The organism is Bradyrhizobium huanghuaihaiense, from assembly GCF_025200885.1.
GTDB lineage: Bacteria > Pseudomonadota > Alphaproteobacteria > Rhizobiales > Xanthobacteraceae > Bradyrhizobium > Bradyrhizobium huanghuaihaiense.
In genome coordinates this window covers 8,904,169-8,929,709 of sequence record NZ_CP104172.1, presented here as the reverse complement: position 1 = coordinate 8,929,709, position 25,541 = coordinate 8,904,169, and the positions used below count along the sequence as shown (strand labels likewise).

The following is a 25,541-nucleotide window of genomic DNA, read 5'->3' as shown; positions in this document are numbered from 1 at the left end:
TCAGGCCTTTTGCGAGATGCGCAGCGCTTGGTTGAGGTCGTCGATGATGTCGGAGGCGGTCTCGATGCCGACCGAGAGCCGCACCAGCTCTTCGCCGATGCCGGCAGCCTTGAGCTGCTCGGCGTCCATCTGCTGATGCGTGGTCGAGGCGGGGTGGATCACCAGCGTCTTGGCATCGCCGACATTGGCGAGATGGCTGATCATGCGCAGGGATCCGATGAACTTGCGGCCCGCGGGCCGGCCACCCTTGATGCCGAAGGAGACGATCGAGCCGGCGCCGCGCGGCAGCAGCGTCTTGGCGAGCTGGTAGTCGGTGTGGTCCTCGAGCGAGGGATGCAGCACCCAGTCCACGGCCTTGTTGGATTTCAGCGCCTCCAGCACCAGTTGCGTGTTCTGCATGTGGCGGTCCATGCGCACGCCCAGCGTCTCGACGCCCTGCAAGAGCTGGAATGCGTTGGTCGGCGACAGGCAGGCGCCGAAATCGCGCAGGCCCTCGGTGCGCGCGCGCATGATGAAGGCCGCGGTGCCGAACTGCTCGTCGAAGACGATGCCGTGATAACCGCCATAGGGCTCGGTCAGCACGCCGAACTTGCCCGATGCGCGCCAGTCGAAGCTGCCGCCGTCGATGAGGGCGCCGCCGATCGCGATGCCGTGGCCACCGATCCATTTGGTCGCCGAATGCATCACGATGTCCGCCCCAAGCTCGATCGGGCGGCTCAGATAGGGCGTGGCAAAGGTGTTGTCGATCAGCAGAGGAATCTTTGCCTCATGCGCGATCGCCGCGACCTTGGGAATGTCGAGCACCTCGAGGCCAGGGTTGCCGATGGTCTCGCCGATCACGAGCTTCGTGTTCCGCTTGATCGCGGCGCGAAACGCATCGAGATCGCGCGGCTTCACGAAGGTCGTGGTGATGCCGAAGCGCGGCAGCGTATGGGCTAGCAGATTGATGGTGCCGCCATAGAGTGAGCTCGACGCCACGATGTGGTCGCCGGCGCTCAGCAGCGTGGCGATGGCCAGATGCATCGCCGCCTGGCCGCTCGCCGTGCAGATCGCGCCAACGCCGCCTTCCAGCGCCGCGAGCCGCTCCTCCAGCACGCCGGTGGTCGGATTGGAGATGCGCGTATAGATGTGGCCGGCGCGCTCCAGGTTGAACAGCGCGGCGGCGTGGTCGGAATCCTGGAACACGTAGGACGTGGTCTGGTAAATCGGCACCGCGCGGGCACCGGTCGTGGGATCCGGATGCTGGCCCGCATGCAGGCTCAGGGTCTCGAAGGCAGGCGGCTTTGGCGCGGGCATGCGTGGCCTCGTTGGTCGGTCGGCGATGGCGGCCGTTGTGCCATAAAATGAAACGGCACGTCAGCCCATTGACAGCGTCTTGTGCGGCGCGCAGCCGTGACATGATTGAGGCGAGCTCTCTCTGCATCGCCGGTGTGCTCCCTCGCCCCGTTCTTACGGGGAGAGGGTTGGGGTGAGGGGCTCTCTCCGCGATCACGGTGGCAGTTGGACTCGCAGAGGCTCCCCTCACCCGGAATTCAAGCTTCGCTCGAATTCCGGCCTCTCCCCGCGCGCGGAGAGAGGCGAAGCTAGCCGCCGATGGCTTGCTCGATCGCGCGCGCCTCCCGCAACAAAATCTCCGCGACCTCCTGCTCGCGCCGAGGTCCGAGCCTCGTGCGAACGGCGGAGACGGTCATTGCCGCGGCGGGCTGCCCGTCCGGGGTCTTGATCCACGTCGAGATCGATTTCGTGCCCTGCACGAGGCCGATCTCCCTCATGCCGTATCCCAGCCGTCGCGCGGCGGTGACTTCGCCGAGCACCGTCGCGACATCGGTCCGGTAGGCCTCGAACCGCTTCTCATTGGCCGCGACGATCTTTCGCGCCTCCTGCGCCGGCATCGCGGCCAGGATGGCGACGCCTGCGCTGGAGACGCCGAGCGGCCGGCGCGCGCCGACCTCGATCGACAGCACCTGGATCGGATAGACGCCGATCCTGCGGTCGACGCACAGCGTGTCGTTGCCGGTGCGCACGGTCAGGAACAGCGTGTCGCCGATCGCGGCGGATGCACGTTGCAGCGAGGGATTGGCAGCGATCAGCAGCCGCGATGGCCGGGGACGCGCCAGCGCGAGCTCCGGCACCTGGTTGCCGATGGCATAGCGGCCGGTGCGCGCGTGCCGTTCCACGATGCCTTCCTCGATCAGCACATGGACGATGCGATGCACGGTCGGACGGGTGAGGCCGGTGGTCCGCACCACCTCGGCCAATGGCACACCGTCCTCACGGCCTGCGGCAAGAATACGCAGCACCGCGAGCGCGCGCCGGATCGCCTGCGCGCCCTGCCGCGGTTCCATGGCGTTGCGGGTCAATCTGGTTCTGTCCATAATATGGACAAGAACGCCACAATTCACTCGACAGGTAAAGTGCGCATCTGGAGATTGCGCCGCGATCGGGATGCCGTGCGCGACGTCATCGGCACTCGATACTGGAATTGGAAGCGCTGCTGGGAGGTTAACATGAGATTAATCTGGATTGCCATCGCTGCTGCAGCCGCGATGCTGGCAGGTCCCGCGTCGGGCGAGCAATGGCCGACGCGCAACGTCAAGCTGATCGTGCCTTACCCGGCCGGCGGCAATGTCGACAGCGCGGCGCGCATCATCGCCGACAAGCTCCAGGAAAAGCTCGGCCAGCCCTTCATCATCGAGAACAAGGCCGGCGCCGGCGGCATGATCGCGGGCGAGGCATTCGCGAAGTCGGCGCCCGACGGGTACACGCTGTTCGTCGGCGCCAACGGCCCGGTGCTGTTCGCGACCGAGATCAACAAGCGCGAAGCCTATAACTGGAAGAAGGATTTCCTTCCCATCTCGACCATCTCGATGACGCCGCTGGTGCTCGAGGTGCATCCGCCGGTGCAGGCCAGCAACTTCAAGGAATTCATCGACCTCGCCAAGCGCGAGCCCGGCAAACTGACCATGGCCTCGCCCGGCCCGGGCACCACCAACCATCTGCTCAGCGAGCTGATGCAGTCGAACCTCGACCTGCAATGGGTGACCGCGCACTATCGCGGCAATGCGCCAGCGGTCAACGATCTGCTCGGGGGCCAGGTGCAGTTCGCATTCGATCAGCTCACGGTCAGCCTCCAGCACATCAAGGCCGGCCTGTTCCGCGCACTGGCCGTCACCAGCCCGCATCGCCTGAAGTCGTTGCCTGACGTGCCGACCTTCGTCGAGCTTGGCTACAAGGACTTCGATGGCCAGACCTTCACCGGCCTGTTCGCGCCGGCAGGCACGCCGGCGCCGGTCGTGGACAAGCTGCACGAGACGCTGATCGCGATCCTGAAAGACCCCGGCGTCGTCGACAAGTTCGAAAAACTCGGCGGTGAAGCAACGGCGATGACGCCCGCGGAGTTCAGGGCTTATCTCGAGCGCGAGGACGCCAAGTGGATCCCGGTCGTGCGCAAGGCCAACATCAGGGCTGAATGATCGATGCGGATTGACCCCACCGAGCTCGGCGCCGAGCGCATCTACCGCCTGATGACCGGCATCGTGGTGCCGCGTCCGATCGCCTGGGTCACGAGCCTGTCGAGCAAGGGTGTGCTCAACCTCGCCCCGTTCAGCGCCTTCACCTTCGTCTCGCAGAAGCCGCCGATGCTCGCCATCAGCGTCGGCCGCAAGGGCGCCGACTACAAGGACACCGCGCACAACATCCTCGACACCGAGGAATATGTGATCCACATCGCCGATACACCCCTGATGAATGCGGTGCACGACAGCTCGGTCGAGCATCCGCCTGAGATCAGCGAGATCGAGCATCTCGGGCTGGAGACGCTGCCCTGCGAGCGCATCAAGGTGCCGCGGCTTAGCGCTGCACCCGTCGCGATGGAGTGCCGCTTCCGCCAGTGCCTCGAATTCGGCGACGCCAAGAGCCGGCTCATCGTCGGCGAGGTCGTGATGTTCCATTTGCGCGACGGTCTCGTGAACGACGGCAAGGTCGAAACCAAAGCGCTCGACCCGATCGCGCGCATCGGCGGGCCGCGCTACGCCCGCCTCGGCGAGATCGTGACGCTGAACACCGTCTTCCAGACTCCCAAATCGAAAGACTGAGCGCGCGGGCCCGTCGCGGGCCAGGCCGCCTCAAGATCATCGGAGGAAATCACAATGCGACTCCTGAGCTATCTCCTGGACGGCGAGCCGCGCTATGGCGCGGCGGTTGACGGCGGCGTGGTCGATCTGACCAAACGGATCGGCCGCGACTATTCGGACGTGAAGGCGCTGATCGCGGCCAACGCGCTGGCCGATGCGCAGGAGGCTATCGCCGGACAGAAGCCGGATCATGCGCTGGACAAGCTCGTCCTGCTGCCGCCGGTGCTGGCGCCGGAAAAGCTCTGGTGCATCGGCGTCAACTATGCCGAGCGCAATGCGGAATATAAGGACAATTCGGACCTGCCCAAATATCCCAGCCTGTTCGTGCGCAGCATGTCCTCGATGACCGGCTCCGGCCAGCCGCTGGAGAAGCCGAAGGTTTCGGAGCAGCTCGACTATGAAGGCGAGCTCGTCATCGTGATCGGGCAGGGCGGCCGACACATCCCGCGCGAGAAGGCTTGGTCGCACATCTTCGGCATGACTCTGTGCAACGAGGGCACGATCCGCGACTGGCTGCGCCACGGCAAGTTCAACGTCACGCAAGGCAAGAATTTCGATCGCTCCGGCAGCATCGGCCCGTGGATCGTCACGGCGGACGAGCTCGATCCGCGCGGACCGCATGACATCATGACGCGCGTCAACGGCGAGGTGCGGCAGCAGGACACCACCGAGCGGCTGATGTTCCCGTTCGATTTCATCATCTCCTATCTCTCGACCTTCGCGACGCTGAAGCCCGGCGACATGATCGTCACGGGCACGCCGACGGGCGCCGGCGCGCGCTTCGATCCGCCGCGCTGGCTGAAAATCGGCGACGTCGTCGAGGTCGAGTCGAGCCGCATCGGCGTGCTGCGCAACACCGTCGCGGCGGAGCAATAAGTTATGCTGGACGCCGCTACGATCGAACGCCTTGCCGCACGCCTCGATGAAGCCGAGCGCACCAAGACGCGGATCCCGATGTTCTCGAAAGAGTATCCGGACTTCAGCATCGAGGATGCCTACGCGGTCCAGCGCACCTGGACAAAGCTTCAGCTCGGCCGCGGCCGCGTCATCAGGGGTCACAAGATCGGGCTGACCTCGAAGGCGATGCAGAACGCGGTCGGCATCAACGAACCCGATTACGGCGTGCTGTTCGCCGACATGTTCTATGCCGATGCCACGCCGATCCCGTTCGACCGCTTCCACGCGCCGCGGATCGAGGTCGAGCTCGCCTTCGTGCTGAAGGCACCGCTGCGCGGGCCCGATTGCACCATCTTCGACGTGCTCAACGCCACCGACTACGTCACGCCCGCGCTGGAAATCCTGGAAACGCGCATGCATCGCGTCGATCCCGAGACCGGCAAGACGCGCAAGGTGATGGATACGATCTCGGACAATGCGGCCAACGCTGCGCTGGTGCTTGGCGGCCGGCCGATCCGCCCGATGGATGCCGATCTGCGATGGATCGGCGCGCTCTTGTTCCGCAACGGCGAGGTCGAGGAGACCGGCCTTGCCGCCGGCGTGCTCAACCATCCCGCCAACGGCATTGCCTGGCTCGCCAACCGCCTCGCGCCGCATGACGAATATCTCGCCGCCGGCGAGGTGGTGCTGGCGGGATCGTTCACGCGTCCGGTCGACATCCGCCGCGGCGACACATTCCACGCCGACTACGGCGCCTTCGGCTCGGTGTCGTGCCAATTCGTCTGAAGCAACAATAAGCAGGGAACGCACCATGACGGGTCACACGCGGCGCAAGAGCATCCATATCGGCGGCTTCAAGCACGTCAATCCGATTCCGAACGCCTGCCGCATCGGCAATCTCGTGATGTCGGGCGTCATCCTCGGCCGCGACCCCGCGACCAATGCGATGCCCGAGAGCCTCGACGCCCAATGCGCCAACATGTTCGCGCATATGAAGGCAACGGTGGAAGCCGCCGGCGGCACCACCGACGACATCATCAAGATGACGGTGTGGCTGAAGGACCGCTCGCAGCGCGGCCCGGTCAATGTCGAGTGGCTGAAGATGTTTCCGGACGAGCATTCGCGCCCGGCGCGCCACGCGCTGCCGATGGACAATATGGATGGCGGGGCGCTGGTGCAGTGCGACTTCACCGCCGTGATCGACTGAGGAGTTTTGCGCATGCCGACCTATCTGCCGTTCGATCCCAATCCGCGCCGCCCGGTGAAGGCGCCGCCGCCAAAGACCATCGACAGCCAGTTCCACGTGCTGGGGCCGATCGACAAATATCCGGAGCGCCCCGGCGCCGCCTATCGAATGCCGACCGCGACCTGGGAAGCGGCGCTGCGCATGCACAAGACGCTCGGCATCGAGCGCGGCATCATCGTGCAGACCACGACCTACGGCGCCGACCATGCCGTCGTGCTCGACGGCCTCGCCGCGATGGGCCCGAACTATCGCGGCTGCGCCAATGCGCTGGTGTTCGCCGAGGCGAGCGACTCCTATCTTTCCAAGCTGCATGATGCCGGCGTGCGCGGCGCGCGTTTCAGCTTCCGTCAGGAGCTTGGCGCCGTGCTCTCGGATGCCGACTTCGCCCGCGCCATCGCGCGCATCCGCGAGCTCGGCTGGTACGTCAAGATCCAGCCGGAGAAGGACGGCATCATGTCGAGCGTCGCCAAGTACGAGAACCTCGACGTCCCCGTGCTGATCGACCACATGGCGCGCCCCGACCCCGAGGCCGGCAGGAACGATCCGAATCTCCGCAAGATGCTGGAGCTGCTGGCCAAGGGCAATTTCTGGGTCATGCTGTCGCTCGGCGAGAAGACCTCGAAGGCCGGCGCACCCTATGACGACGTCATCCCGATCGCGCGCGCCTATATCGAGGCCGCCCCCGACCGCTGCGTCTGGGCCAGCGACTGGCCGCACCCGGTCTCCGTCAAGCAGCCGCCGAACGATGCCGATCTGCTCGAGCTGATGTACCGCTACGCGCCCGACCAGGCCGAGCTGGAAAAGATCCTGGTGCACAATCCGGCCAAGCTGTTCGGCTTTCCGGACTAGTCGGGGCGTTCACGATCGGAGGCGCATGTTGAGGGTCTCGGCACGACGAAGGCTGCACCGCCAGTTTTGGCTGTGTGCGGCGCTTGCCCTCATCGGAGCCATTGTCTCCGCCGGGACCGCGGCCGCCGGCAGCGACAGCGACAGCTTCTCGCCCGTGACGGCATGTGATCGGCTCCAGTCGGAGACTGGTCCGGCGATGCGCATCAGCGAAGCTCAGCCGCGTCCGTCGGCCGGTGGACTGCCCGCGCATTGCGAAGTGATCGCCTATCTGGACGAGCGCACCGGCGTCGACGGCCAGAAATTCGCCATCGGCCTGCATCTCAGATTGCCGGAGGCGTGGAACGGCCGCTTCGTGTTCCAGGGGCAGGGAGGCACTGACGGCGTTCTCGGCAACGGAGATGCGCTGCCCGGCGGCGGACAGCCGAGTGCGCTCAACCAGGGATACGCGACGGTCACGACCGATGCCGGGCACAGTAATGCGCCGGGCCCACTCGGCGGCGCCAGCTTCGGCCTCGACCCGCAGGCGCGGATCGATTTCGGCTATCGCGCCGACGATGTCGTGACGCGGCGGGCCAGGCAATTCATCCAGGCCTATTACGGCCGCTTGCCGACATACTCTTATTTCCTGGGCTGCTCCAACGGCGGGCGGCACGGAATGGTGCTCACGCAGCGCTTCCCGGAGCACTTCGATGGGGTCGCCGCCGGTGCCCCGGCTTTTCGAATGCCGGAGAAGGGACTTGCAGGAGCCGCCTCGACGCAAGGCTTCGCGGCGATTGCGCCGAAAGCTCCGGATGGCCGCCCCATTCTGGCGGAGGCGCTGTCGAGGGCGGATATGGAATTGCTCTCCAAGGCGGTCGTTCAGTCCTGCGATGAAGCCGACGGACTTGCCGACGGCATCATCGATAATGTGCCCGCCTGTCGCTTTTCGCCGCGCACGCTGCAATGTCCCGCCGAGAAGACCGCGAGCTGTCTCTCCGGCGCCCAGGTCGCAGCGCTCGAAAACTATTTCGAGGGGCCGACCACGGCACAAGGCCGCCGGATCTACGCGCCCTATCCATACGACTCCGGAATTGCCACGGAGGGATGGCGGCGCTGGATTCTGGGCACCGCGCCCGACAGCCGCGTCAACGCCTTCAACGTGTCCTTTGGCGCGACCCTGGCATATCTCTACATGACCCCACCCCATTCGCCGCTGGCGAGTGAAGCGGAGGCCGTTTACGACTTCTACCGCACTGTGGATGTCACGGCCGCCCATGCCGGGATTTTCGGCACGAGCGCTGCGATGCCGGAATCCTCCGTGCAGACGATCTCCGCAAATTCAGTCGATCTCTCCGCGTTCCGTCAGCGGCGCGGCAAGCTGCTGCTCTATCACGGCGTCAGCGATCCCACGTTCTCGGCGCTGGATACGCTGGACTGGTACAAGCGGCTCGCGAATGCCGCAGGCGGAGAGAAGGAGACGGCCAAATTCGCCCGCCTCTTCCTCGTGCCCGGCATGAACCATTGCTCGGGAGGCCCTGCCACCGATAGCTTCGACGTGTTGACACCACTAGTGGCCTGGGTCGAGCAGGGCCGCGCGCCGGAGCGCATCGAGGCGCGCGCCGGCGCGACGACGCCCTGGCCGGGGCGCAGCCGGCCGTTGTGCCCCTATTCTCGCCAGGCTCGCTATCTCGGCAGCGGCAGCATCGAGACGGCCGAGAGCTTCGTCTGCACCGCCCCGTAGCGCGATCAGGGCGAGATGATCCGGTCGCGCATGGCGATCATCACGGCCTGCGTGCGGGTGGTCGCGCCGAGCTTCTTGCAGCAGCTCTTGACGTGCGCCTTCACGGTGCGCGCCGAGATCGTCAAGGCGTCGGCAATCTCCTCGGTGGATCGCCCGATCGCGGCCAGCGTCAGCACCTCGCACTCACGCATTGACAGCGCGAGTGTTCGTGCCTCGGGCCGGCCGCGCAGTGCCAGCGCGCGGTCGAAGGCATAAAGCGCCATGAGATGCAGAGCCGGCAAATCACGCTCCGGCAGATCGATTTCGCGGCCGCCGAAGAACACCTGACCGATGCGGTTGGCGGGTGAAGCGATAGGGACCATCACGCCGTCGCGCAGCCCGAAGTCGCGGGCGCGGCGGACCAGTTCGACCGCGCGCGGCTCCCGGGTCGGATCGAACGGCGCTTCCCTGAACCATCGGAACGGGCGCAGCGTCGTCTTGCAGTAGCGCAGCGCCGGATCGTCCCAGACGAACTGCTCGGTGGAATACATATCCAGAAAGCCGGGCGGCAGCCGATGGGCGAGAACGGCCTCGCGCGGGACTTCGGTCGAGAGCGGGGCGACATAGGCGCAGCAGAACTGGTCGGGGCCGTACTGGCCGAGCATGCGTCCCATTGCGTCCAGGACACTCGCGGTGTCGGACAGCCTTTCGACGGTCTCGATGAACTCGAATGCGCGGCTGCGGATCACATCCATCGTCGATCCTCCGATCGGGCCTTGAGGGATCGGCGCTACACTACCCTTCTATGTCCCGAGTTTAGGACAGCATTGCGGGGCCTGCAATCTCACGCATGTTCCAGCCGGAGCCTGGTTCAGCGATTGGGCGACGCCGCCAGGCGGTCGCGCACCTCGGCTGCGATCTCGAACGAGCGCAGCCGCGCGGCGTGGTCGTAGATCTGCCCCGTCGTCATCAATTCGTCCGCGCCGGTCTCAAGGATCAGTGCCTTCAGCTTCTCTTCGACGACGCTGGGCGAGCCGACCGCGGAGCAGGACAGCGACTGGCCGACGCCGGCCTTCTCGGCCGGCGACCACAGCGCGTCCATGTCGTCCACCGGTGGCGGCAGCGGACCGGGCGTGCCGCGGCGTAAGTTGATGAACTGTTGCTGCAGCGAGGAGAACATCCGCTGCGCTTCCGCATCGGTGTCCGCGGCGAACACGTTGACGCCGACCATCGCATAGGGCTTGTCGAGCTGCACTGAGGGCTCGAAGCGCGCGCGATATTCGCGCAGCGCCGGCATCATCATCTGCGGCGCGAAATGCGAGGCGAACGCGAAGGGCAGGCCGAGCATGGCCGCAAGCTGCGCGCCAAAGGTGCTCGAGCCCAGGATCCAGAGCGGCACCTTGGTCCCCATGCCGGGCACGGCGCGGATCGCCTGGTTCGGCTGCACATCGCCGAGCAGCGCCTGCAATTCCAGCACGTCATGCGGAAAGTTCTCGGACGTGGTGGCGAGGTCGCGTCGCAGCGCCCGCGCGGTGAACTGGTCCGTGCCCGGCGCCCGCCCGAGCCCGAGATCGATCCGTCCGGGATAGAGCGACTCCAGCGTGCCGAACTGCTCGGCGATGACCAGCGGCGAATGGTTCGGCAGCATGATCCCGCCGGATCCGACGCGGATCGTCTTCGTCCCGCCCGCGACGTGCCCGATCACCACCGACGTCGCCGCACTCGCGATGCCCGTCATGTTGTGATGCTCGGCCAGCCAGAACCGCTTGAAGCCCCATTTCTCCGCGTGTTGGGCGAGATCAAGCGAGTTGCGAAACGCCTGCGACGCATCGCCGCCCTGACGGATGGGAGCGAGGTCGAGCACGGAGAAGGGGATCATGCGAGGATACCGGTGAGGGGCGCAAGGCGCCGGGCCTCCATATGTAATACCGTCCGGCCCGAATGTTAGCGTTGCGGTGTCGGTTCAACACGGGCGCAATTGTGCCATTCGAAATTGTCGCGGGTGACCGGCGAACCGCCCAGACAACGTTTTTGACCCAGCGGGCTTTCAGCGTGGGCTTGACTTACGTCAACATTCGAACCCAGGCTTTCCAACATTGGTTGCTTCGATGTCCTTCTGGAGAGGTATCATGGCCGATCCGACCAAGCTCTCGGTTGAGAAAGCGCTCGAAAAGATACGTCAGCGCGACGAGCCGAAATCAGAGAATTCACGCCTCGATGAAAAAACCGACGCTCTCAATGAAGAGATCAAACGCATGAGAGCACAAAGGCTCCGCCTTGAACGACAGGGCAAGCGCAGCTGAATAGCGCGTAGGATGGGTAGAGCACTTGCGAAACCCATCATGTTTCGTCATCGAGCAAAGCTGTTTCGCTTCGCTCTACCCATCCTACTCAGCTGTCTGAGCGGCCCGCACGCCCGTTCACAACACTGTTATTGCGACCTGTTGCGTCCTTTGTCCCAACTGGGCGTTTTGCACCTGTTGTTGTACCCTTGGCGGAGCCATTGCACGGCCGCCGGGAGGAACTGACATGACCGTTGTCGTACTCAATCGCCGCAACCTCCTCGCCGCCGGCGGCTCCGTTCTTGCAACCGGAATTCTGGCCGCAGGCGTGCCCGGGCTCCTGCTGCCCGCCCGCGCGGACGGCCTCGTGCCGACCGAGTCGATGTCGGGCGGGGCGAACAACTACCGCAAGGGCGCGGCGATCGTGGACCGGATCGGCAAGGGCGGCTTCTGGATGAGCGGCACCGTCCGGCGCGCCGGCGACGGCGCGCCGCTGGCCGGACAGCGCATCCAGATCTGGGCGCATACGGTCGAAGGTCAGGAGCACGAGCCGCAGAGTCACGGCGCCACGCTCACCGACAAGGACGGCAAGTTCCGGCTCGAGATGCCGCAGATCATTCCGATCTTCGGCCAGCCGCATGGTCACCTCGCCTATGACAGCGGTGAGTTCAAGACCGTCTTCCTGCGCCCGGTGATGCGGAGCGCGAAGGAGACCAGCCTCGAGGCGCACTTCGTCCTGCAGCCGGCCTGACCGGGCCAGCGAATGACGCGGTGGAAATTGGCGCGGGTGATCCTGATCTGGGCCGCTCTTGCCTTGGCCGTCGGCGTGCCGATCGCGCTTGCTGCGGCAAGCGAGCAGCTCGCATGGCGCGGTCCAATTTACATCCTCGCCGGATTTGCCGGCATCGTTGCCCTCGGCCTCGTGCTGGTTCAGCCGCTACTGATCGGCGGCTACCTGCCGGGATTGTCGGCCTATCGCGGACGGCGCGTCCATCACTGGATCGGCGGCGCGCTGGCCCTTGCGATCGTGATCCATGTCGCCGGCCTCTGGATCACCAGCCCACCAGATATGATCGATGCCCTGTCCTACACATCGCCGACGCCGTTCTCCCCCTTTGGCGTGACCGCCATGTGGGCGATCTTCATCGTTGCGCTGCTGGCGCTGCTGCGTCGGCGCCTGGGATTGCGGCCGCGAACCTGGCGCTTCGTCCATATGCCGCTCGCGATCGTCATCGTCGCAGGCAGCGTCGTTCATTGCCTGCTGATCGAGGGCACGATGGAGACGATCTCGAAGGCGGCGCTGTGTGCGCTCGTCCTCGCGGCGACCATGAAAGTCATGATTGACCTCCAGGTGTGGCGAAAGCGAAGGGCGCTGCGCGGAGAGAGCATTGCGCGGCAGTGACCGCGCCGACCGGGTCACATCCGAGACTTTCCCGCTTTCCTCCTTTGTGCGCAGAATGGCGCGCGAAGGGTCGTCATCGGGCCGGGAGGATCTCGACATGCCAGAGCAGACAATTCACTTCGACGACGGTGCCGCCTACGAGCAGATGATGGGAATCTGCAGCCGGTCCGCCGGCGAGATATTCCTTGATTTGCGCGCGCACACGCGATCACAGGGCACCGGCCCGGATAGTTCGTAGCCCGGATGGAGCGAAGCGCAATCCGGGATGATTGCGTTCGCGGCCGATGGTCCCGGATTACGCTCACGCACCATCCGGGCTACGCGACTTTCAAGCAATGCCGGGCGCTGTCAGCGCCAATCTGCTTTGCTTGCCGCAAGTAGCGACGGGGCGTATCCTCGCGCGATGACTGTCACGGCCCCCGATCTGAAAGCGTTCCTGCTGGCGACGCCGTTCTTCGGCGGTCTTCCGGATCCGAGCCTCGACCTCCTGATCTCGATGCTGGTCGAGTGCCGCTTCGATGCCGGAGCAACCGTCGTGGCCGAGGGCGAGCCGGGACGCTCGATGTTCATCGTCAAGTCCGGACGGCTGGCGGTGAGCAAACGCACGAATTCAGGGAGCGTCGTCCCGATTTCCCGTCTGGCGCCTGGTGATTTCTTCGGTGAGATGACGCTGATCGAAATGCAAAATCGCTCGGCCACGGTGGTCACGGAGAGCCCGACCGTGCTGTACGAGCTGACGGCCCGAAAGCTCTACGCCTGCTACAAGGCCGATATCCACGCCTATGTGATCGTCCTGCAGAACATCAATCGCGAGCTGTGCCGACGGCTGCGCCGCTCCGACGATCGCTTCGCCGCACATCAGGTGGGCGACGGCAATTGACCGTGCTAGCGCGTAGGATGGGTAGAGCACTTGCGAAACCCATCACGTTTCGTCACGAGCGACATGCTGATGGGTTTCGCTTCGCTCTACCCATCCTACGGGCTTTGCTCGGCCCGTCCTGCGAGCTGGAAGTCACGACTTGTCGTGCGCGTACTTCTCCAGGAGCAGCCGATTATATTCATCTCTCACGGCTCTCTTCGAGACATGCCCTTTTCGGTCCTTGGCAATCCTCAGAAGATCAGGATCAGTCGGGGCCCGTGACTTCCGCCTGAATCTCGCAAAGAGTGGGGTCGTAGGCGCCGACGTCCTTCCAAACAGCCCGTCAAACCATCCCATTATGTCCTCCCGGACAGACCGCGAGACATGAGATTATCACTATGGAGGGCAAACGGACAGTGCGACTGTATCTTCTCGAAAAGATCGCCAACGTATGGTCCGCAATGGGGCAGGCCTTGAGCGACGCAGCTCGAATGTCGGTAAGGGGGGCCACGGTTCGGGCGTGTCGATGCGCTGCAACTTCTTGCTTCGCTGGTGCGCTAAATTTATTCTAGGTTGTGGTGCAGGGGTGCGTCGAATTGCGGGAATGCAACGCTCATGATCTTTCACATCTGCTCACCCACACGATGGGACGTAGCGAAGAGTAGCGAATACCGCTCTCCGTCGTTCGACACCGAGGGCTTCATCCATTGTTCAACGTCCGATCAAGTCGTTGAAGTCGCCAATTATCTGTTCCGTGGGCAACGCGGTCTCGTTTTGCTGGTCATCGATCCCGATCGCGTGACGTCGCCCATTCGGTACGAGGATGCAGGGAACGGCAAGCTTTACCCGCACATCTATGGGCCTCTCAATCCAAGCGCCGTTGTCACAGTCGAGCCTTTTGAACCAGGCGCGAACGGAACGTTCGAGCTATCGTGGCGCTCCATGTGACGCGTCCGCGGCAATGCCCGCGACGGTTCAGCCCGTAGGATGGGTAGAGCACTTGCGCAACCCATCATGTTTCGTCACCGAGCGACGCTGATGGGTTTCGCTTCGCTCTACCCATCCTACGAGCTACGACCTGCAAGTCCGCTGAAGCGGGCGTGATCGCTCGTAATCCAGCCGCGTATGCTCAGGACTTGGCCAGAGATCCGGACGTCCAGGGGAAGCCTGGCTCGGCTACAGCAGCGCCATCGAGTGCAGCGAGTTTCTGTGAAAGCCGAAAGCAACCAAGCCGGTCAGAAGCAGCACAGTCCCAGTCACGATCAGGCAAAACGCAAACACTATCGGAGCCCCTGGTTCGTCATGAATGAGAAGACGATAATAGATAAAATTTTACCGACAATCGAAAGGAAGAATTAACCTTACCTGCGCAGCGGAGCCTCGGCAATCAGGTCTTTGGGAGCTGTCGTCGGGCCTGTGTTCTCCATGCAGGTCAATTTGCCCGTCGGGCAAAACACCCGCTTCCCGCGCGAAACCCGTCAATACCCCGCAGCAAAAATATTCCGCTTTACCGAAATTCGGATTTGCGGCAATATCGCGCCATCCTGGTCCCCGGAGAGGGGCGATCGTACGTCGTAACGAACGTGGATCGGGGTGCGGTGGACGCGGCTGCGTCGGGCACGGGAAGCGGGGCCAGGGCGAGATGAACCTCGTGAGGTCTTGCTCCGTGCGGACGGACGGCGCAGTTGCGTACGGCAAAACCATGTGGTCCTGACCGTCGTTGCTACGGTCAAGCCTTGCGGAGATGTTTTGAGGCTCAACCGGGCCTGGAGACATCGCCAATTCGCGAGGTGACGGAGGCCAGAAGGAACTCGGCTCCGGGGAGAGCAGGCATAAGCCGTCAAACCATCGCGCAGGGAAGGCCGTGTGTTGGGCTTCACCTGTATGCCGCTGTGCAAGTTTTCTGCGTATGCCTTCGCACAGTGGACCGTGGGTGCCAGCCGGCACCCGGCCTTCCCTGCGCCCTCTTCACAGAGGAGGGCGAAAGAGAAGAGCAAAACTCGGGCGTCAGATGCCGCGAGAACGCTGATTCATGTCTGATTGAACGAAGAGAATGGTGCTGCCAGACAGGATTGAACTGTCGACCTCTCCATTACCAATGGAGTGCTCTACCACTGAGCTACGGCAGCATGTGCTGGGATCAGAATCGGCCGCTACAGGGGCCTACCAAGCGGGCCGATATCTGCCACAAGCCCCCCTCCTGTGCAAGCTTGCTAGCCCCGTCAAAACGAGAAAATCGGGCCGATATCGGGGCCAAAATGCCCGTTTTCGCTTGAAACGGCTGACTTTCCGCCGATTAGGGGGCGATATCCCGCCCAACTGGCCAGTTGGCCTGGGGGGCGGATTCGATCCATTTCGAGTTTCGCACGATCGGATCGCGCTCGCCTCTTGAGCTGCCATGTTCGTTGGGCATGTTATGGCCGATCGCTGCGATGGACTTTTGATGACTGACCGGAACGACAAGAGCACGAGCCAGAATTCGCAACAGGGCCGGGGATCCCGGGACGACCGGCTGAAATCGGCGCTGCGCGAAAACCTGAAGCGGCGGAAGCTGCAGGCGCGCGAGCGCGCCGCAATCACCGAGCCCTCGCAGAACGACGAAGGTTCCCTAAATGAGGGGACCGCCGGCAAGACCGGCGCTTGAAGGCCGGTAGCTGGATTTTTGGAATGAGCGGGAATGACGATGGTGCAGGACGAGGTGCAACGAACCGACCGGGAGGCGCAGATGGCGCAGTTCACGCGTCCCGAGCAGACCTTTCCGACGCTGACACAAGTCGAGATCGAGCGTCTGCGCCATTTCGGCGAGCTCAGGCACTATAAGGACGGTGAGTTTCTGTTCGAGACCGGCAAGCCCGGGCCCGGCATGTTCGTGGTGCTGGCGGGCCACGTCGCCATCGCCCAGCGCGACGGTCTCGGTCACGTCACCCCGGTGATCGATCAGGGACCGGGGCAATTTCTGGCCGAGCTCGGCCAGCTCTCGGGCCGGCCGGCGCTGGTCGACGGCCGCGCCGAGGGCGATGTCGAGGTGCTGCTCGTCCCGCCGGACCGGCTGCGCGCGCTGCTGGTGGCCGAGGCCGAGCTTGGCGAGCGCATCATGCGCGCGCTGATTCTGCGCCGGGTCAATCTGATCCAGGGCGGCATCGGCGGCCCCGTGCTGATCGGGCCATCGAACTCCGCCGGCGTGGTGCGCCTGCAGGGCTTTCTAACCCGCAACGGTCAGCCGCATCATCTGCTCGATCCCGACAGCGAGCACGACGCCGCCGAGCTGATCGCGCGCTATTCGCCGAAGCCGGAAGATTGGCCGCTCGTCGTCACGGCCGGCGGCACGGTGCTGCGCAATCCCAGCGAGACCGAGCTCGGCCGCGCCATCGGCATGATCGGCGGGGCCAAGGACGACCGCATCTACGACGTCGCGATCGTCGGCTGCGGACCGGCAGGGCTGGCGACCGCGGTCTACGCGGCCTCCGAAGGTCTCTCGGTCGCGGTCGTCGACACCCGCGCCTTCGGCGGTCAGGCCGGCGCCAGCGCGCGCATCGAGAATTATCTGGGTTTCCCGACCGGCATCTCCGGCCAGGCGCTGGCGGGCCGCGCCTTCACCCAGGCGCAGAAGTTCGGCGCCGACATCATGATTCCGATGTCGGTGAGCTCGTTGGATTGCTCGCGCAGTGGCGGCACCTTCGCGCTGGCGTTGGATTGCGGCGACACCTTGCGCTCGCGCGCGGTGGTGGTTGCGAGCGGCGCGCGCTATCGCCGGCCCGATATCGCGAATCTCGACAAGTTCGAGGGCCGCGGCGTCTGGTACTGGGCCTCCCCGGTCGAGGCGAAACTCTGCGCCGGCGAGGAGGTGGCGCTGGTCGGCGCCGGCAATTCGGCGGGCCAGGCCGCGGTGTTCCTGTCGGGCCACGCAAAGAAGGTGCTGATGATCATCCGCGGCGGCGGCCTGGGCGCCAGCATGTCGCGCTATCTCATCGAGCGCATCGAAGCGACGCCGAACATCGAATTGATGTTCAACACCGAGATCACCGCGCTCGAAGGCGACGAGACCTCGCTGCTGCGGCGCATCCGCTGGAAGAGCCGCCTGTCGGCCGATGAGGATGAAGCCGACATCCGCAATCTCTTCCTGTTCGTCGGTGCCGATCCCGCCACGTCTTGGCTCGACGGCTGCGGCGTGACGCTCGATCGCGGCGGCTTCGTCGTGACGGGCGCGCAGTCCGAGCTGAACCAGGGCAAGCTGGTGGCGCCGCTCGAAACCTCGGTGCCCGGCGTCTACGCCGTCGGCGATGTCCGCTCCGGCTCGGTCAAGCGCGTCGGCGGTGCCATCGGCGAAGGCGCCCAGGTCGTGGCCTCCCTGCACGGCTATCTCGGCGACGCCGCAAAACCGGCGCTTTAGTCAAGGAGAAGGCAAGGGAATGGCAAGCCGAATCCGGCTTGCCATCTTGCTGCGTCCCACAGACTATCGTCTCGTCGCGAGGCCAATCGCGCGTGGAAAAACAAGGATTCCCAAGGGAGGACTCAATGGCTGAAATCGTCGTGCTGTACAAAACACCCAAGGACGCTGCCGCCTTCGACAAATACTATGCCGAGACCCACATCCCGCTCGCCAAGAAGCTTCCCGGCCTGAAGAAATACGCCGTCAGCAAGGGGCCGGTCGCATCTCCCGCAGGTCCCTCCGGAATCCATCTCGTCGCCATCCTCACCTTCGACAGCGTGGCCGACATCCAGGCGGCATTCGCCAGTCCCGAAGGCAAGGCGACCGGCGCCGACGTGCCGAAATTCGCCAGCGGTGGCGCCGATTTGCTGATCTTCGACACCAAGGACGTGTGAGGGATCGATTCAACTTTCGTCGAAAGCCTGTCGTCCTTTGCGACAGCGCTGCAAAAAATCCAGCCATGCGTTTGTCGATTCGCACGATGACGCATGGCTGTGCGCAAGCCTGTGACATTGCGTGTGTAGCCATCCAATGAGGACCGTAATACCATCTAGCTGTTTCCCCATGGAGAGAGTGAGATGTTTGGATTGAGCCTGTCTGCCATTACACTGATCCATGTCGTCATCAGCCTGATCGCGATCGTCGCCGGCTTCGTCGTGATGTTCGGCCTGCTCGGCTCGAAGTCGATGCCCGGCCTCACCGCGATCTTCCTGCTGTTCACCATTCTCACCAGCGCCACCGGCTTCCTGTTTCCGTTCAAGGAGCTGCTGCCCTCGCACATCATCGGCATCATCTCGCTGGTGCTGCTCGCGATCGCCTGCTTCGCGCTCTACGGCATGAATCTCTCCGGGGTCTGGCGTCCGGTCTACATCGTGACCGCGATGATCTCGCTTTATTTCAACGTCTTCGTGCTGGTGATCCAGTCGTTCCTGAAAGTGCCGGCGCTCGCCGCGCTCGCGCCTGCCGTGCCGCCGGCGCCGCCCTCCGGTCCGGTGTTCGCCGTGGTGCAGGGCATCGTGCTGGTGTTTTTCGTCGTGCTCACGATCGGCGCCTGGCGCCGCTACAAGCCGATGACGTTTGCTTGAACGCACGTTTCAGGTCGGTGCGCGGCATCGACCTCGTGATATCGCACAACCATCTCCGGTTCGCCGGCTCGCGCTTTTGCGAGTCCCGGATTGATTCTCACTGAAGGAGCCATTCATGCCCACCATCACCACCAAGGACGGTGTCGAAATCTTCTACAAGGACTGGGGCTCGGGGCAGCCGATCGTGTTCAGCCATGGCTGGCCGCTGTCGGCCGACGACTGGGACGCGCAGATGATGTACTTCGTCACGCGCGGCTATCGCGTCATCGCCCATGACCGCCGTGGCCACGGCCGCTCGGCGCAGGTCGCCGACGGTCACGACATGGATCACTACGCCGACGATCTCGCTGCGCTTACCGCGCATCTCGATCTGAAGAACGCCATCCATGTCGGCCACTCCACCGGCGGCGGTGAGGTCGTGCACTACATCGCCCGTCACAGCGAGAGTCGGATCGCGAAGGCTGCGATCCTCTCAGCGGTGCCGCCGCTGATGGTGCAGACCGCGGCCAATCCCGGCGGCCTGCCGAAGAGCGTGTTCGATGATTTCCAGGCCCAGCTCGCCGCCGGCCGCTCCGCATTTTACCGTGATATCGCGGCGGGCCCGTTCTACGGCTACAACCGCCCCGGCGCAAAACCACTGGAAGCGGTGATCGAGAACTGGTGGCGCCAGGGCATGATGGGCGGCGCCAAAGCGCATTACGACGGCATCGTCGCGTTCTCGCAGACCGACTTCACCGAGGATCTGAAGAAGATCAACGTCCCCGTGCTGGTGATGCATGGCGACGACGACCAGATCGTGCCCTATGCCGACTCCGCGCCGCTCTCGGCCAAGCTGCTCAAGAAGGGCATCCTGAAAACCTACAAGGGTTTTCCGCACGGCATGCCGACCACCCATGCCGAAACGATCAACGCCGACCTGCTGGCGTTTTTCAAGGAGTGAAGCGGCGAGACAGGTGAGGTGCTCTCTCCGCGAGCCCGGATTCGTAGGGTGGGCAAAGGCGCACTTGCGCCGTGCCCACCATCGATCCAGCCCGGCCACGGAGGCGGTGGGCACGCTTCGCTTTGCCCACCCTACGATACTCGCGATTGAATTCGCGGATCGCCCCCTCTCACAAGGGGGAAAGGAAGAGAACACTCACTTCAATATCGCCCTGATCGCGTCGAACGTTCGCTTCACGAACGCCTCCGGCTTTTCGCGTACACCCTCGCCGATCCAGCTCTCGCCGCCGACGCGCATCGCGCCGGTCGAGATCATCGCGACGAGCCGCGCCTTCAGCTGGTCCGATTTGTTTCTCGCACGCCGCGCCAGCCCTTCCGCCAGCGCGCGCTCGAGCTTCTCGTACTTGAGCTGGTCGCGCGCCTGTAGCGCAGGATTGTCGCGCTTGAGCCGCGACATTGCGGCGGCTTCCGCGGGATCGATCCGCTTGACCGCCGCTGCGATCGCGTTCTCCGCCGCTGTCAGCATCGATTCCTCCGCAGGCCGTGCCAGGATCTCGATGACCAGCGCGGCCGCGGCGTCCTCCTGCCAGGCGGAGACGACGTCCTCCTTCGACGCGAAGTAGTGGAAGAAGCTGCGGCGCGAGACGTCGGCAGCTGCCGCGATGTCGTCGATGGTGGTGGCCTCGAAGCCGCGCTCCAGGAACAGCGCCATCGCTGCGCGGGTCAGCCGCTCACGAGTCTCCTGCTGCTTGCGCTGGCGCAGGCCGGCGGAGGGCGGCGATTTTGCCGCCGCTGACAATGGCTTGGCGCCTTTCCTGACCGCTTTCGAAGCCTTCAAATCATTTCACCTCTTGCAAAGTTGCACTCAGTGCACATTTAGACCCGTCGCGGGCTTTTTGTAAGGCCGAACGGAGACACGGCATGACCGACTGGACCACGGCAGACATTCCCTCCCTCAGCGGCATGACCGCGGTCGTGACCGGCGCCACCGGCGGGCTCGGTTATGAGACCGCGATGGCGCTGGCGGGCGCCGGTGCCATTGTCATACTCACCGGGCGCAGCGACGCAAAGGGCCTGCGGGCGATCGAGGGCATTTGCGAGCGGTTTCCCAACGCCTTGATCGCCTATGAGCATCTCGACCTCGCCAGCCTCGCCTCCGTCGCCGATTTCGCCAGGCGCTTTGCCGCCGGCAACGAGCAGCTCGATCTCCTCGTCAACAATGCCGGCGTGATGGCGCTGCCGAAGCGGCAGCAGACGGCGGACGGTTTCGAGATGCAGCTCGGCACCAACTATCTCGGCCATTACGCGCTGACGGCGCATCTGCTGCCGCAGCTTCGCCGCGCTAAGGCGCCGCGTGTCGTCAATCTCTCCAGCCTTGCGCACCGCTCCGGCGCGATCAATTTCGACGATCTGCAAGGCAAGCATTCCTATCGTCCCTGGCGGGCCTATTGCCAGTCCAAGCTCGCGATGCTGATGTTTGCGCTGGAGTTGCAGCGCCGCAGCCTCGCCGCCGGCTGGGGTGTGACGAGCCTTGCCGCGCATCCCGGCTATGCGCGGACCGATCTCATTTCGAACGGGCCGGGCGCCAACACATTCCAGTGGCGGGTCGGCCGGTTGCTGCAGCCGCTGATGAGCCAGTCCGCGGCCGAAGGCGCGTTGCCGACGCTGTTCGCGGCGGCCTCGCCCGGTGCTGAACCGGGCGGCTATTACGGTCCGAACGGATTCTACGAACTGAAGGGGACGCCCGCGCCCGCGAGGATCATGCCGCAGGCGAAGGACTTTGCCGCGGCTGCGATGCTGTGGGATGTCTCGGCAACGCTGACCGGTGTATCCTTCGACGATATCGCGGTCGCCGCATGAGCCGCGACGTCCTTGGGGACGCCCGATGCGCGTGATCATCTTCGGTGCGACCGGCATGGTCGGGCAGGGCGTCTTGCGCGAGTGCCTGATCGATCCCGGCATCAGTCGCGTGCTCGTGGTCGGCCGCAGCCCGACCGGCGTGCGCGACGCCAAGTTCGCCGAGATCATCCACGATGACTTCCTGAATTATTCAGCGATCGAAGCCGAGCTCACAGGCTTCGACGCCTGCTTTTTCTGCCTCGGCGTCTCCTCGATCGGCATGAGCGAGGAGCGCTACCGCCACCTCACCTACGACCTCACGCTCGCGGCCGCGACGACGCTGGCGCGGCTCAATCCGCAGATGACTTTCACCTATGTCACCGGCGCCGGCACCGATTCCACCGAGCACGGGACGCGGATGTGGGCCCGGGTCAAGGGCAAGACCGAGAACGATCTCCTCAAGCTGCCGTTCAAGGGCGCCTACATGTTCCGGCCCGGCGCAATTCAGCCACTGCACGGCGCCCGTTCCAAGACCGCCTGGGTGCAGGCCGTGTATACCGCAACCTGGCCGCTCTGGTCGGTGCTGCGCCGGATTTCGCCCAGGCTCGTCACCTCGACCGAGCAGATGGGCCGCGCCATGATCCATGTTGCCCGGGAAGGGTATCCGCGGAAGGTGCTGGAAATGGAGGATATCAATAGCATCTAGCCGGCCGGCCCGTTAGTTGTGAGGAAATTTCGGCGCCTGCGCGCGTTGAGCCCCGTCCGCCCTGAAGGAGAAGCGCCGGCGATGTCTCCCCAGCTCAAAATGATCGCGCTCGATGCCGACGATCTCGCTGTGATCTCGGCCCATGTCCAGGATGCCCGCGTGCAGGCCTCGGACATCATCTGGCGGCAGGGCGAGAAGCGCCTGGTGGTCGGCATGAGTCGGCTGGACTGGGAGCAGACCCTGGACGGCGAGACCGAGCCGCGCCGGCTGGTCGCCGCGCTCCGCTTCGACCGCGTGCTCGCCTGCAAATCGCGCAATATCGATTTGGGCGCGCTGGACAAGGTTCTGGACCTCGTCGGCATCGAGTTTCACCCCCAGGACGGTCGCGCCGAGGAGCCCGGCGGCAGCGCCCTCCTGCTGTTCGCCCAGGGCGGCGCCATCCGCCTCGACGTCGAATGCCTGGAATGCGAGCTGACGGATCTGGGGGCGGACGACCTGGGGACGGGCGTGGAGGTCGAAGGGGAGGGGTGAGGGATGGAATGTCGTACGCCACCCCGGCCGTCGTCCTGGCGAAAGCCAGGACCCATTACCCCAACTTGTTGTAATTGAAGCAGGATGTGGCCCCAACCCACTCTCTCACGACCGCCGGTGGTAATGGGTCCTGGCTTTCGCCAGGACGACATCGAAGCAGGATGACGACCGATGACGACGACACCTTCCAAGGGTTGACGGCGGGGGGCCGCCGCGCCATTGAGCAGGGGGCCTTGTGACGCCAATCCGCCCCAAAGACCAGCCGGAAGCCAAGCCAAAATGCCCGTCCGTCTCGACCGCAGCAGCGCCGATTTCGACCAGCGATTCGCGGCCTTCCTCGCCGCCAAGCGCGAGGTTTCGGCCGACGTGGAGGCCGCCGCGCGCGCCATCGTCGACGATGTGGCGAGGCGCGGCGACGCGGCGCTGCTCGAGGCCACCGCCAAGTTCGATCGGCTGAAGCTGGATGCATCCGGTCTGCGCGTCACCGCTGCCGAGATCGATGCTGCGGTGAAGATTTGCGATGCCCCGACGCTGGACGCGCTCAAGCTCGCGCGCGACCGCATCGAGACCTACCATCGCCGCCAGCTGCCGAAGGACGAGCGCTTCACCGATCCGCTCGGCGTCGAGCTCGGCTGGCGCTACACCGCGATCGAATCTGCCGGCCTCTACGTCCCTGGCGGCACTGCGGCTTATCCGTCGTCGGTGCTGATGAATGCGGTGCCCGCAAAGGTCGCCGGCGTTGCGCGCCTCGTGATGGTGGTGCCTTCGCCCGACGGCAAGCTCAATCCGCTGGTGCTGGCCGCAGCCCAACTCGGCGGCGTCACCGAGATCTACCGTGTCGGCGGCGCGCAGGCCGTGGCCGCGCTCGCGCACGGCACCGCGACCATCGCGCCGGTCGCAAAAATCGTCGGCCCCGGCAATGCCTATGTCGCCGCCGCAAAACGGCTGGTGTTCGGCAAGGTCGGCATCGACATGATCGCCGGTCCGTCCGAGGTGCTGGTGATTGCCGACGACACCGGCAACGCCGACTGGATCGCCGCTGATCTCTTGGCGCAGGCCGAGCACGATGCCAGCGCGCAATCGATCCTGATCACCGATTCGGCGCGGCTTGCGGCCGATGTCGAAAAGGCCGTCGAGGCGCAGCTGAAGACGCTGCCGCGCGCGGCGATCGCGGGCAGCTCGTGGGCCGATTTCGGCGCCATCATCATGGTGAAGAACCTCACTGAGGCCATTCCGCTCGCGGATGCGATCGCGGCCGAGCATCTCGAGATCATGACCGTTGATCCCGATGCGCTCGCCGCGAAGATCCGCAACGCCGGCGCGGTGTTTCTCGGGGCCCATACGCCCGAGGCGATCGGCGATTATGTCGGCGGCTCCAACCACGTGCTGCCGACGGCGCGCTCGGCGCGATTCTCCTCGGGCCTCGGGGTCGCCGACTTCATGAAGCGCACCTCGATCCTGAAATGCGGCCCGGATCAGCTCCGCGCGCTGGGACCGGCCGCGATGACGCTCGGCAAGGCGGAGGGGCTGGATGCTCATTCGCGCTCGATTGGATTGCGCCTCAATCTGTCATGACAAAGCCGCCCGAACAGGACGACTCCAGCAATCGCATCGTCGCGGTCACCCTCGACGAGGACTCGATCGGCCGTTCCGGGCCGGACATCGAGCACGAGCGTGCGATCGCGATCTACGATCTGATCGAGCAGAACCTGTTCGCGCCCGATGGCGCCGACGGGAAGGGGCCGTTCACGCTGCATATCGGCATCACCGGCAACCGCCTGATGTTCGACATCCGCAGCGAGGACGGCACGCCCGTGGTCGCGCATCTCTTGTCGCTGACGCCGTTCCGGCGGATCGTGAAAGACTATTTCATGATCTGCGACAGCTACTACCAGGCGATCCGCACCGCGACGCCGGACAAGATCGAGGCCATCGACATGGGCCGCCGCGGCATCCATGACGAGGGATCGCGCACGCTGCAGGAGCGGCTGAAGGGCAAGGTGCGGATCGATTTCGAGACCTCGCGCCGGCTGTTCACGCTCATTACCGTCCTTCATTGGAAAGGCTAAACGCGGATGGCTGCGCCCCCACGCGCACGCGATCCGCAATCGGTGCTGTTCGCCTGTGCGATGAACAGCGTGCGCTCTCCGATGGCCGAGAGCCTGCTGCAGCACATGTTTCCGCAGGGCCTCTACGTGAAGTCCGCCGGTGCCAGGAAGGGTGAGCTGGATCCCTTCGCGGTCGCCGTGATGGGTGAGCTCGGTCAGGACATCTCTGGCCACAAGCCGCAGACCTTCGAGGAGCTGGAGGACTGGGAGGGGCTGAATTTCGACCTGATCATCACGCTGTCGCCGGAGGCGCACCACAAGGCGCTGGAGCTGACCCGCACGCTCGCCGCCGATGTCGAATACTGGCCGACCCAGGATCCCACCACCATCGAGGGCAGCCGCGACCAGAAGCTCGCCGCCTATCGCGAGGTCTGCGACCAGCTCCTGCTGCGCATCCGCCGCCGGTTTGCCAAGGTCGGCGCGGCGAGCGGCTAGCATCCGGCAGGCGTAACACCCGCGTCACAGGGCGCAGGCACACCGTGTCGGAAACCTCGAATCAGCAAAGTCCGGGTTCCCGGGTTGTGAAATCAGCCCCCT

At 64.7% G+C, this 25,541-nt stretch carries 29 protein-coding genes and 1 tRNA gene; 24 read left to right on the top strand and 6 right to left on the bottom strand.

The window, feature by feature from the left end:
- Positions 1-1,296, bottom strand: a complete 1,296-nt coding sequence (locus N2603_RS41625) for an O-acetylhomoserine aminocarboxypropyltransferase (RefSeq protein ID WP_260386745.1) — start codon at positions 1,294-1,296, stop codon at positions 1-3.
- 287 nt (positions 1,297-1,583) lie between these two features.
- Positions 1,584-2,375: an IclR family transcriptional regulator gene (locus N2603_RS41620; RefSeq protein ID WP_260386744.1), complete on the bottom strand. Its 792-nt coding sequence runs from the start codon at positions 2,373-2,375 to the stop codon at positions 1,584-1,586.
- Positions 2,376-2,507: 132 nt separating this feature from the next.
- Between N2603_RS41620 and N2603_RS41615 the strand changes: the two genes are divergently transcribed.
- The 7 genes from N2603_RS41615 to N2603_RS41585 are packed head-to-tail and all read left to right on the top strand — an operon-like array spanning position 2,508 to position 8,845.
- Positions 2,508-3,473 (top strand): Bug family tripartite tricarboxylate transporter substrate binding protein, encoded by a 966-nt coding sequence (locus tag N2603_RS41615; protein WP_260386743.1) that lies wholly within the window; start codon positions 2,508-2,510, stop codon positions 3,471-3,473.
- Positions 3,474-3,476: 3 nt separating this feature from the next.
- The gene (locus tag N2603_RS41610; RefSeq protein ID WP_260386742.1) at positions 3,477-4,094 is read left to right on the top strand and encodes a flavin reductase family protein; all 618 of its coding nucleotides are present in this window, start codon (positions 3,477-3,479) and stop codon (positions 4,092-4,094) included.
- 54 nt (positions 4,095-4,148) lie between these two features.
- Positions 4,149-5,009: a fumarylacetoacetate hydrolase family protein gene (locus N2603_RS41605; RefSeq protein WP_260386741.1), complete on the top strand. Its 861-nt coding sequence runs from the start codon at positions 4,149-4,151 to the stop codon at positions 5,007-5,009.
- A gap of 3 nt (positions 5,010-5,012) precedes the next feature.
- Positions 5,013-5,816: a 2-oxo-hept-4-ene-1,7-dioate hydratase gene (gene hpaH / locus N2603_RS41600; RefSeq protein WP_260386740.1), complete on the top strand. Its 804-nt coding sequence runs from the start codon at positions 5,013-5,015 to the stop codon at positions 5,814-5,816.
- Between the two features lie 25 nt (positions 5,817-5,841).
- Entirely contained in the window at positions 5,842-6,237 is a 396-nt protein-coding gene (locus N2603_RS41595) for a RidA family protein (protein ID WP_018646388.1), read from the top strand.
- Between the two features lie 12 nt (positions 6,238-6,249).
- Complete coding sequence (locus tag N2603_RS41590) at positions 6,250-7,125, top strand: amidohydrolase family protein (protein WP_260386739.1); 876 nt, start codon at positions 6,250-6,252, stop codon at positions 7,123-7,125.
- A 25-nt stretch (positions 7,126-7,150) separates the two neighbouring features.
- Positions 7,151-8,845, top strand: a complete 1,695-nt coding sequence (locus N2603_RS41585) for a tannase/feruloyl esterase family alpha/beta hydrolase (RefSeq protein WP_260386738.1) — start codon at positions 7,151-7,153, stop codon at positions 8,843-8,845.
- 5 nt (positions 8,846-8,850) lie between these two features.
- Here the strand turns inward: N2603_RS41585 and N2603_RS41580 are convergent, their stop codons facing one another.
- Together N2603_RS41580 and N2603_RS41575 are read right to left on the bottom strand one after the other, a co-directional pair.
- The gene (locus N2603_RS41580) at positions 8,851-9,579 is read right to left on the bottom strand and encodes a helix-turn-helix transcriptional regulator (RefSeq protein WP_018646391.1); all 729 of its coding nucleotides are present in this window, start codon (positions 9,577-9,579) and stop codon (positions 8,851-8,853) included.
- Positions 9,580-9,695: 116 nt separating this feature from the next.
- Positions 9,696-10,703: an LLM class flavin-dependent oxidoreductase gene (locus tag N2603_RS41575; RefSeq protein ID WP_260386737.1), complete on the bottom strand. Its 1,008-nt coding sequence runs from the start codon at positions 10,701-10,703 to the stop codon at positions 9,696-9,698.
- A gap of 250 nt (positions 10,704-10,953) precedes the next feature.
- Here N2603_RS41575 and N2603_RS41570 point away from each other — a divergent pair, with 250 nt between their 5' ends.
- The 6 genes from N2603_RS41570 to N2603_RS41545 all read left to right on the top strand — a co-directional run bounded on the left by N2603_RS41570 (position 10,954) and on the right by N2603_RS41545 (position 14,315).
- Entirely contained in the window at positions 10,954-11,127 is a 174-nt protein-coding gene (locus N2603_RS41570; protein ID WP_018646393.1) for a hypothetical protein, read from the top strand.
- Between the two features lie 226 nt (positions 11,128-11,353).
- The gene (locus tag N2603_RS41565; RefSeq protein ID WP_018646394.1) at positions 11,354-11,857 is read left to right on the top strand and encodes a peptidase associated/transthyretin-like domain-containing protein; all 504 of its coding nucleotides are present in this window, start codon (positions 11,354-11,356) and stop codon (positions 11,855-11,857) included.
- A gap of 12 nt (positions 11,858-11,869) precedes the next feature.
- Positions 11,870-12,508, top strand: coding sequence for a ferric reductase-like transmembrane domain-containing protein (locus N2603_RS41560; protein WP_260386736.1), 639 nt, complete (start codon positions 11,870-11,872; stop codon positions 12,506-12,508).
- Positions 12,495-12,746, top strand: coding sequence for a hypothetical protein (locus N2603_RS41555; RefSeq protein WP_260386735.1), 252 nt, complete (start codon positions 12,495-12,497; stop codon positions 12,744-12,746). The genes N2603_RS41560 and N2603_RS41555 overlap by 14 nt, the downstream gene beginning before the upstream one ends.
- 165 nt (positions 12,747-12,911) lie before the next feature.
- The gene (locus N2603_RS41550) at positions 12,912-13,388 is read left to right on the top strand and encodes a Crp/Fnr family transcriptional regulator (RefSeq protein WP_018646397.1); all 477 of its coding nucleotides are present in this window, start codon (positions 12,912-12,914) and stop codon (positions 13,386-13,388) included.
- A gap of 594 nt (positions 13,389-13,982) precedes the next feature.
- Positions 13,983-14,315, top strand: a complete 333-nt coding sequence (locus tag N2603_RS41545) for a DUF952 domain-containing protein (RefSeq protein WP_260386734.1) — start codon at positions 13,983-13,985, stop codon at positions 14,313-14,315.
- Between the two features lie 1,106 nt (positions 14,316-15,421).
- Here the strand turns inward: N2603_RS41545 and N2603_RS41540 are convergent.
- Positions 15,422-15,496: transfer RNA gene (locus tag N2603_RS41540), tRNA-Thr, on the bottom strand.
- A 314-nt stretch (positions 15,497-15,810) separates the two neighbouring features.
- Between N2603_RS41540 and N2603_RS41535 the strand changes: the two genes are divergently transcribed.
- The 5 genes from N2603_RS41535 to N2603_RS41515 all read left to right on the top strand — a co-directional run bounded on the left by N2603_RS41535 (position 15,811) and on the right by N2603_RS41515 (position 19,821).
- Positions 15,811-16,011, top strand: a complete 201-nt coding sequence (locus tag N2603_RS41535) for a hypothetical protein (protein WP_260386733.1) — start codon at positions 15,811-15,813, stop codon at positions 16,009-16,011.
- A 39-nt stretch (positions 16,012-16,050) separates the two neighbouring features.
- Positions 16,051-17,757 carry an FAD-dependent oxidoreductase gene (locus N2603_RS41530; protein WP_260424405.1) on the top strand — a complete coding sequence of 569 codons (1,707 nt, stop codon included), beginning with the start codon at positions 16,051-16,053 and terminating at the stop codon, positions 17,755-17,757.
- Between the two features lie 125 nt (positions 17,758-17,882).
- Complete coding sequence (locus tag N2603_RS41525) at positions 17,883-18,191, top strand: EthD family reductase (RefSeq protein WP_035706504.1); 309 nt, start codon at positions 17,883-17,885, stop codon at positions 18,189-18,191.
- Positions 18,192-18,374: 183 nt separating this feature from the next.
- The gene (locus tag N2603_RS41520; protein WP_260386732.1) at positions 18,375-18,881 is read left to right on the top strand and encodes a hypothetical protein; all 507 of its coding nucleotides are present in this window, start codon (positions 18,375-18,377) and stop codon (positions 18,879-18,881) included.
- A 115-nt stretch (positions 18,882-18,996) separates the two neighbouring features.
- The gene (locus N2603_RS41515) at positions 18,997-19,821 is read left to right on the top strand and encodes an alpha/beta fold hydrolase (RefSeq protein ID WP_260386731.1); all 825 of its coding nucleotides are present in this window, start codon (positions 18,997-18,999) and stop codon (positions 19,819-19,821) included.
- 195 nt (positions 19,822-20,016) lie between these two features.
- On the opposite strand, the gene N2603_RS41510 is transcribed toward N2603_RS41515, so the two are convergent.
- Complete coding sequence (locus N2603_RS41510) at positions 20,017-20,658, bottom strand: TetR/AcrR family transcriptional regulator (protein WP_018646411.1); 642 nt, start codon at positions 20,656-20,658, stop codon at positions 20,017-20,019.
- Between the two features lie 83 nt (positions 20,659-20,741).
- Here N2603_RS41510 and N2603_RS41505 point away from each other — a divergent pair, with 83 nt between their 5' ends.
- The 6 genes from N2603_RS41505 to N2603_RS41480 all read left to right on the top strand — a co-directional run bounded on the left by N2603_RS41505 (position 20,742) and on the right by N2603_RS41480 (position 25,439).
- A complete protein-coding gene (locus tag N2603_RS41505) occupies positions 20,742-21,680 on the top strand; it encodes an SDR family oxidoreductase (RefSeq protein ID WP_260386730.1) in 939 nt (312 codons plus the stop codon).
- Between the two features lie 25 nt (positions 21,681-21,705).
- A complete protein-coding gene (locus tag N2603_RS41500) occupies positions 21,706-22,365 on the top strand; it encodes a Rossmann-fold NAD(P)-binding domain-containing protein (RefSeq protein WP_260386729.1) in 660 nt (219 codons plus the stop codon).
- An 81-nt stretch (positions 22,366-22,446) separates the two neighbouring features.
- Positions 22,447-22,896 (top strand): DUF2948 family protein, encoded by a 450-nt coding sequence (locus N2603_RS41495; protein WP_026312525.1) that lies wholly within the window; start codon positions 22,447-22,449, stop codon positions 22,894-22,896.
- 279 nt (positions 22,897-23,175) lie between these two features.
- Positions 23,176-24,471: a histidinol dehydrogenase gene (gene hisD / locus N2603_RS41490; protein WP_260386728.1), complete on the top strand. Its 1,296-nt coding sequence runs from the start codon at positions 23,176-23,178 to the stop codon at positions 24,469-24,471.
- Entirely contained in the window at positions 24,468-24,965 is a 498-nt protein-coding gene (locus N2603_RS41485) for a UPF0262 family protein (protein WP_018646416.1), read from the top strand. The genes hisD and N2603_RS41485 overlap by 4 nt, the downstream gene beginning before the upstream one ends.
- A 6-nt stretch (positions 24,966-24,971) precedes the next feature.
- Positions 24,972-25,439: an arsenate-mycothiol transferase ArsC gene (locus N2603_RS41480; RefSeq protein WP_018646417.1), complete on the top strand. Its 468-nt coding sequence runs from the start codon at positions 24,972-24,974 to the stop codon at positions 25,437-25,439.
- Positions 25,440-25,541 lie beyond the last annotated feature (102 nt).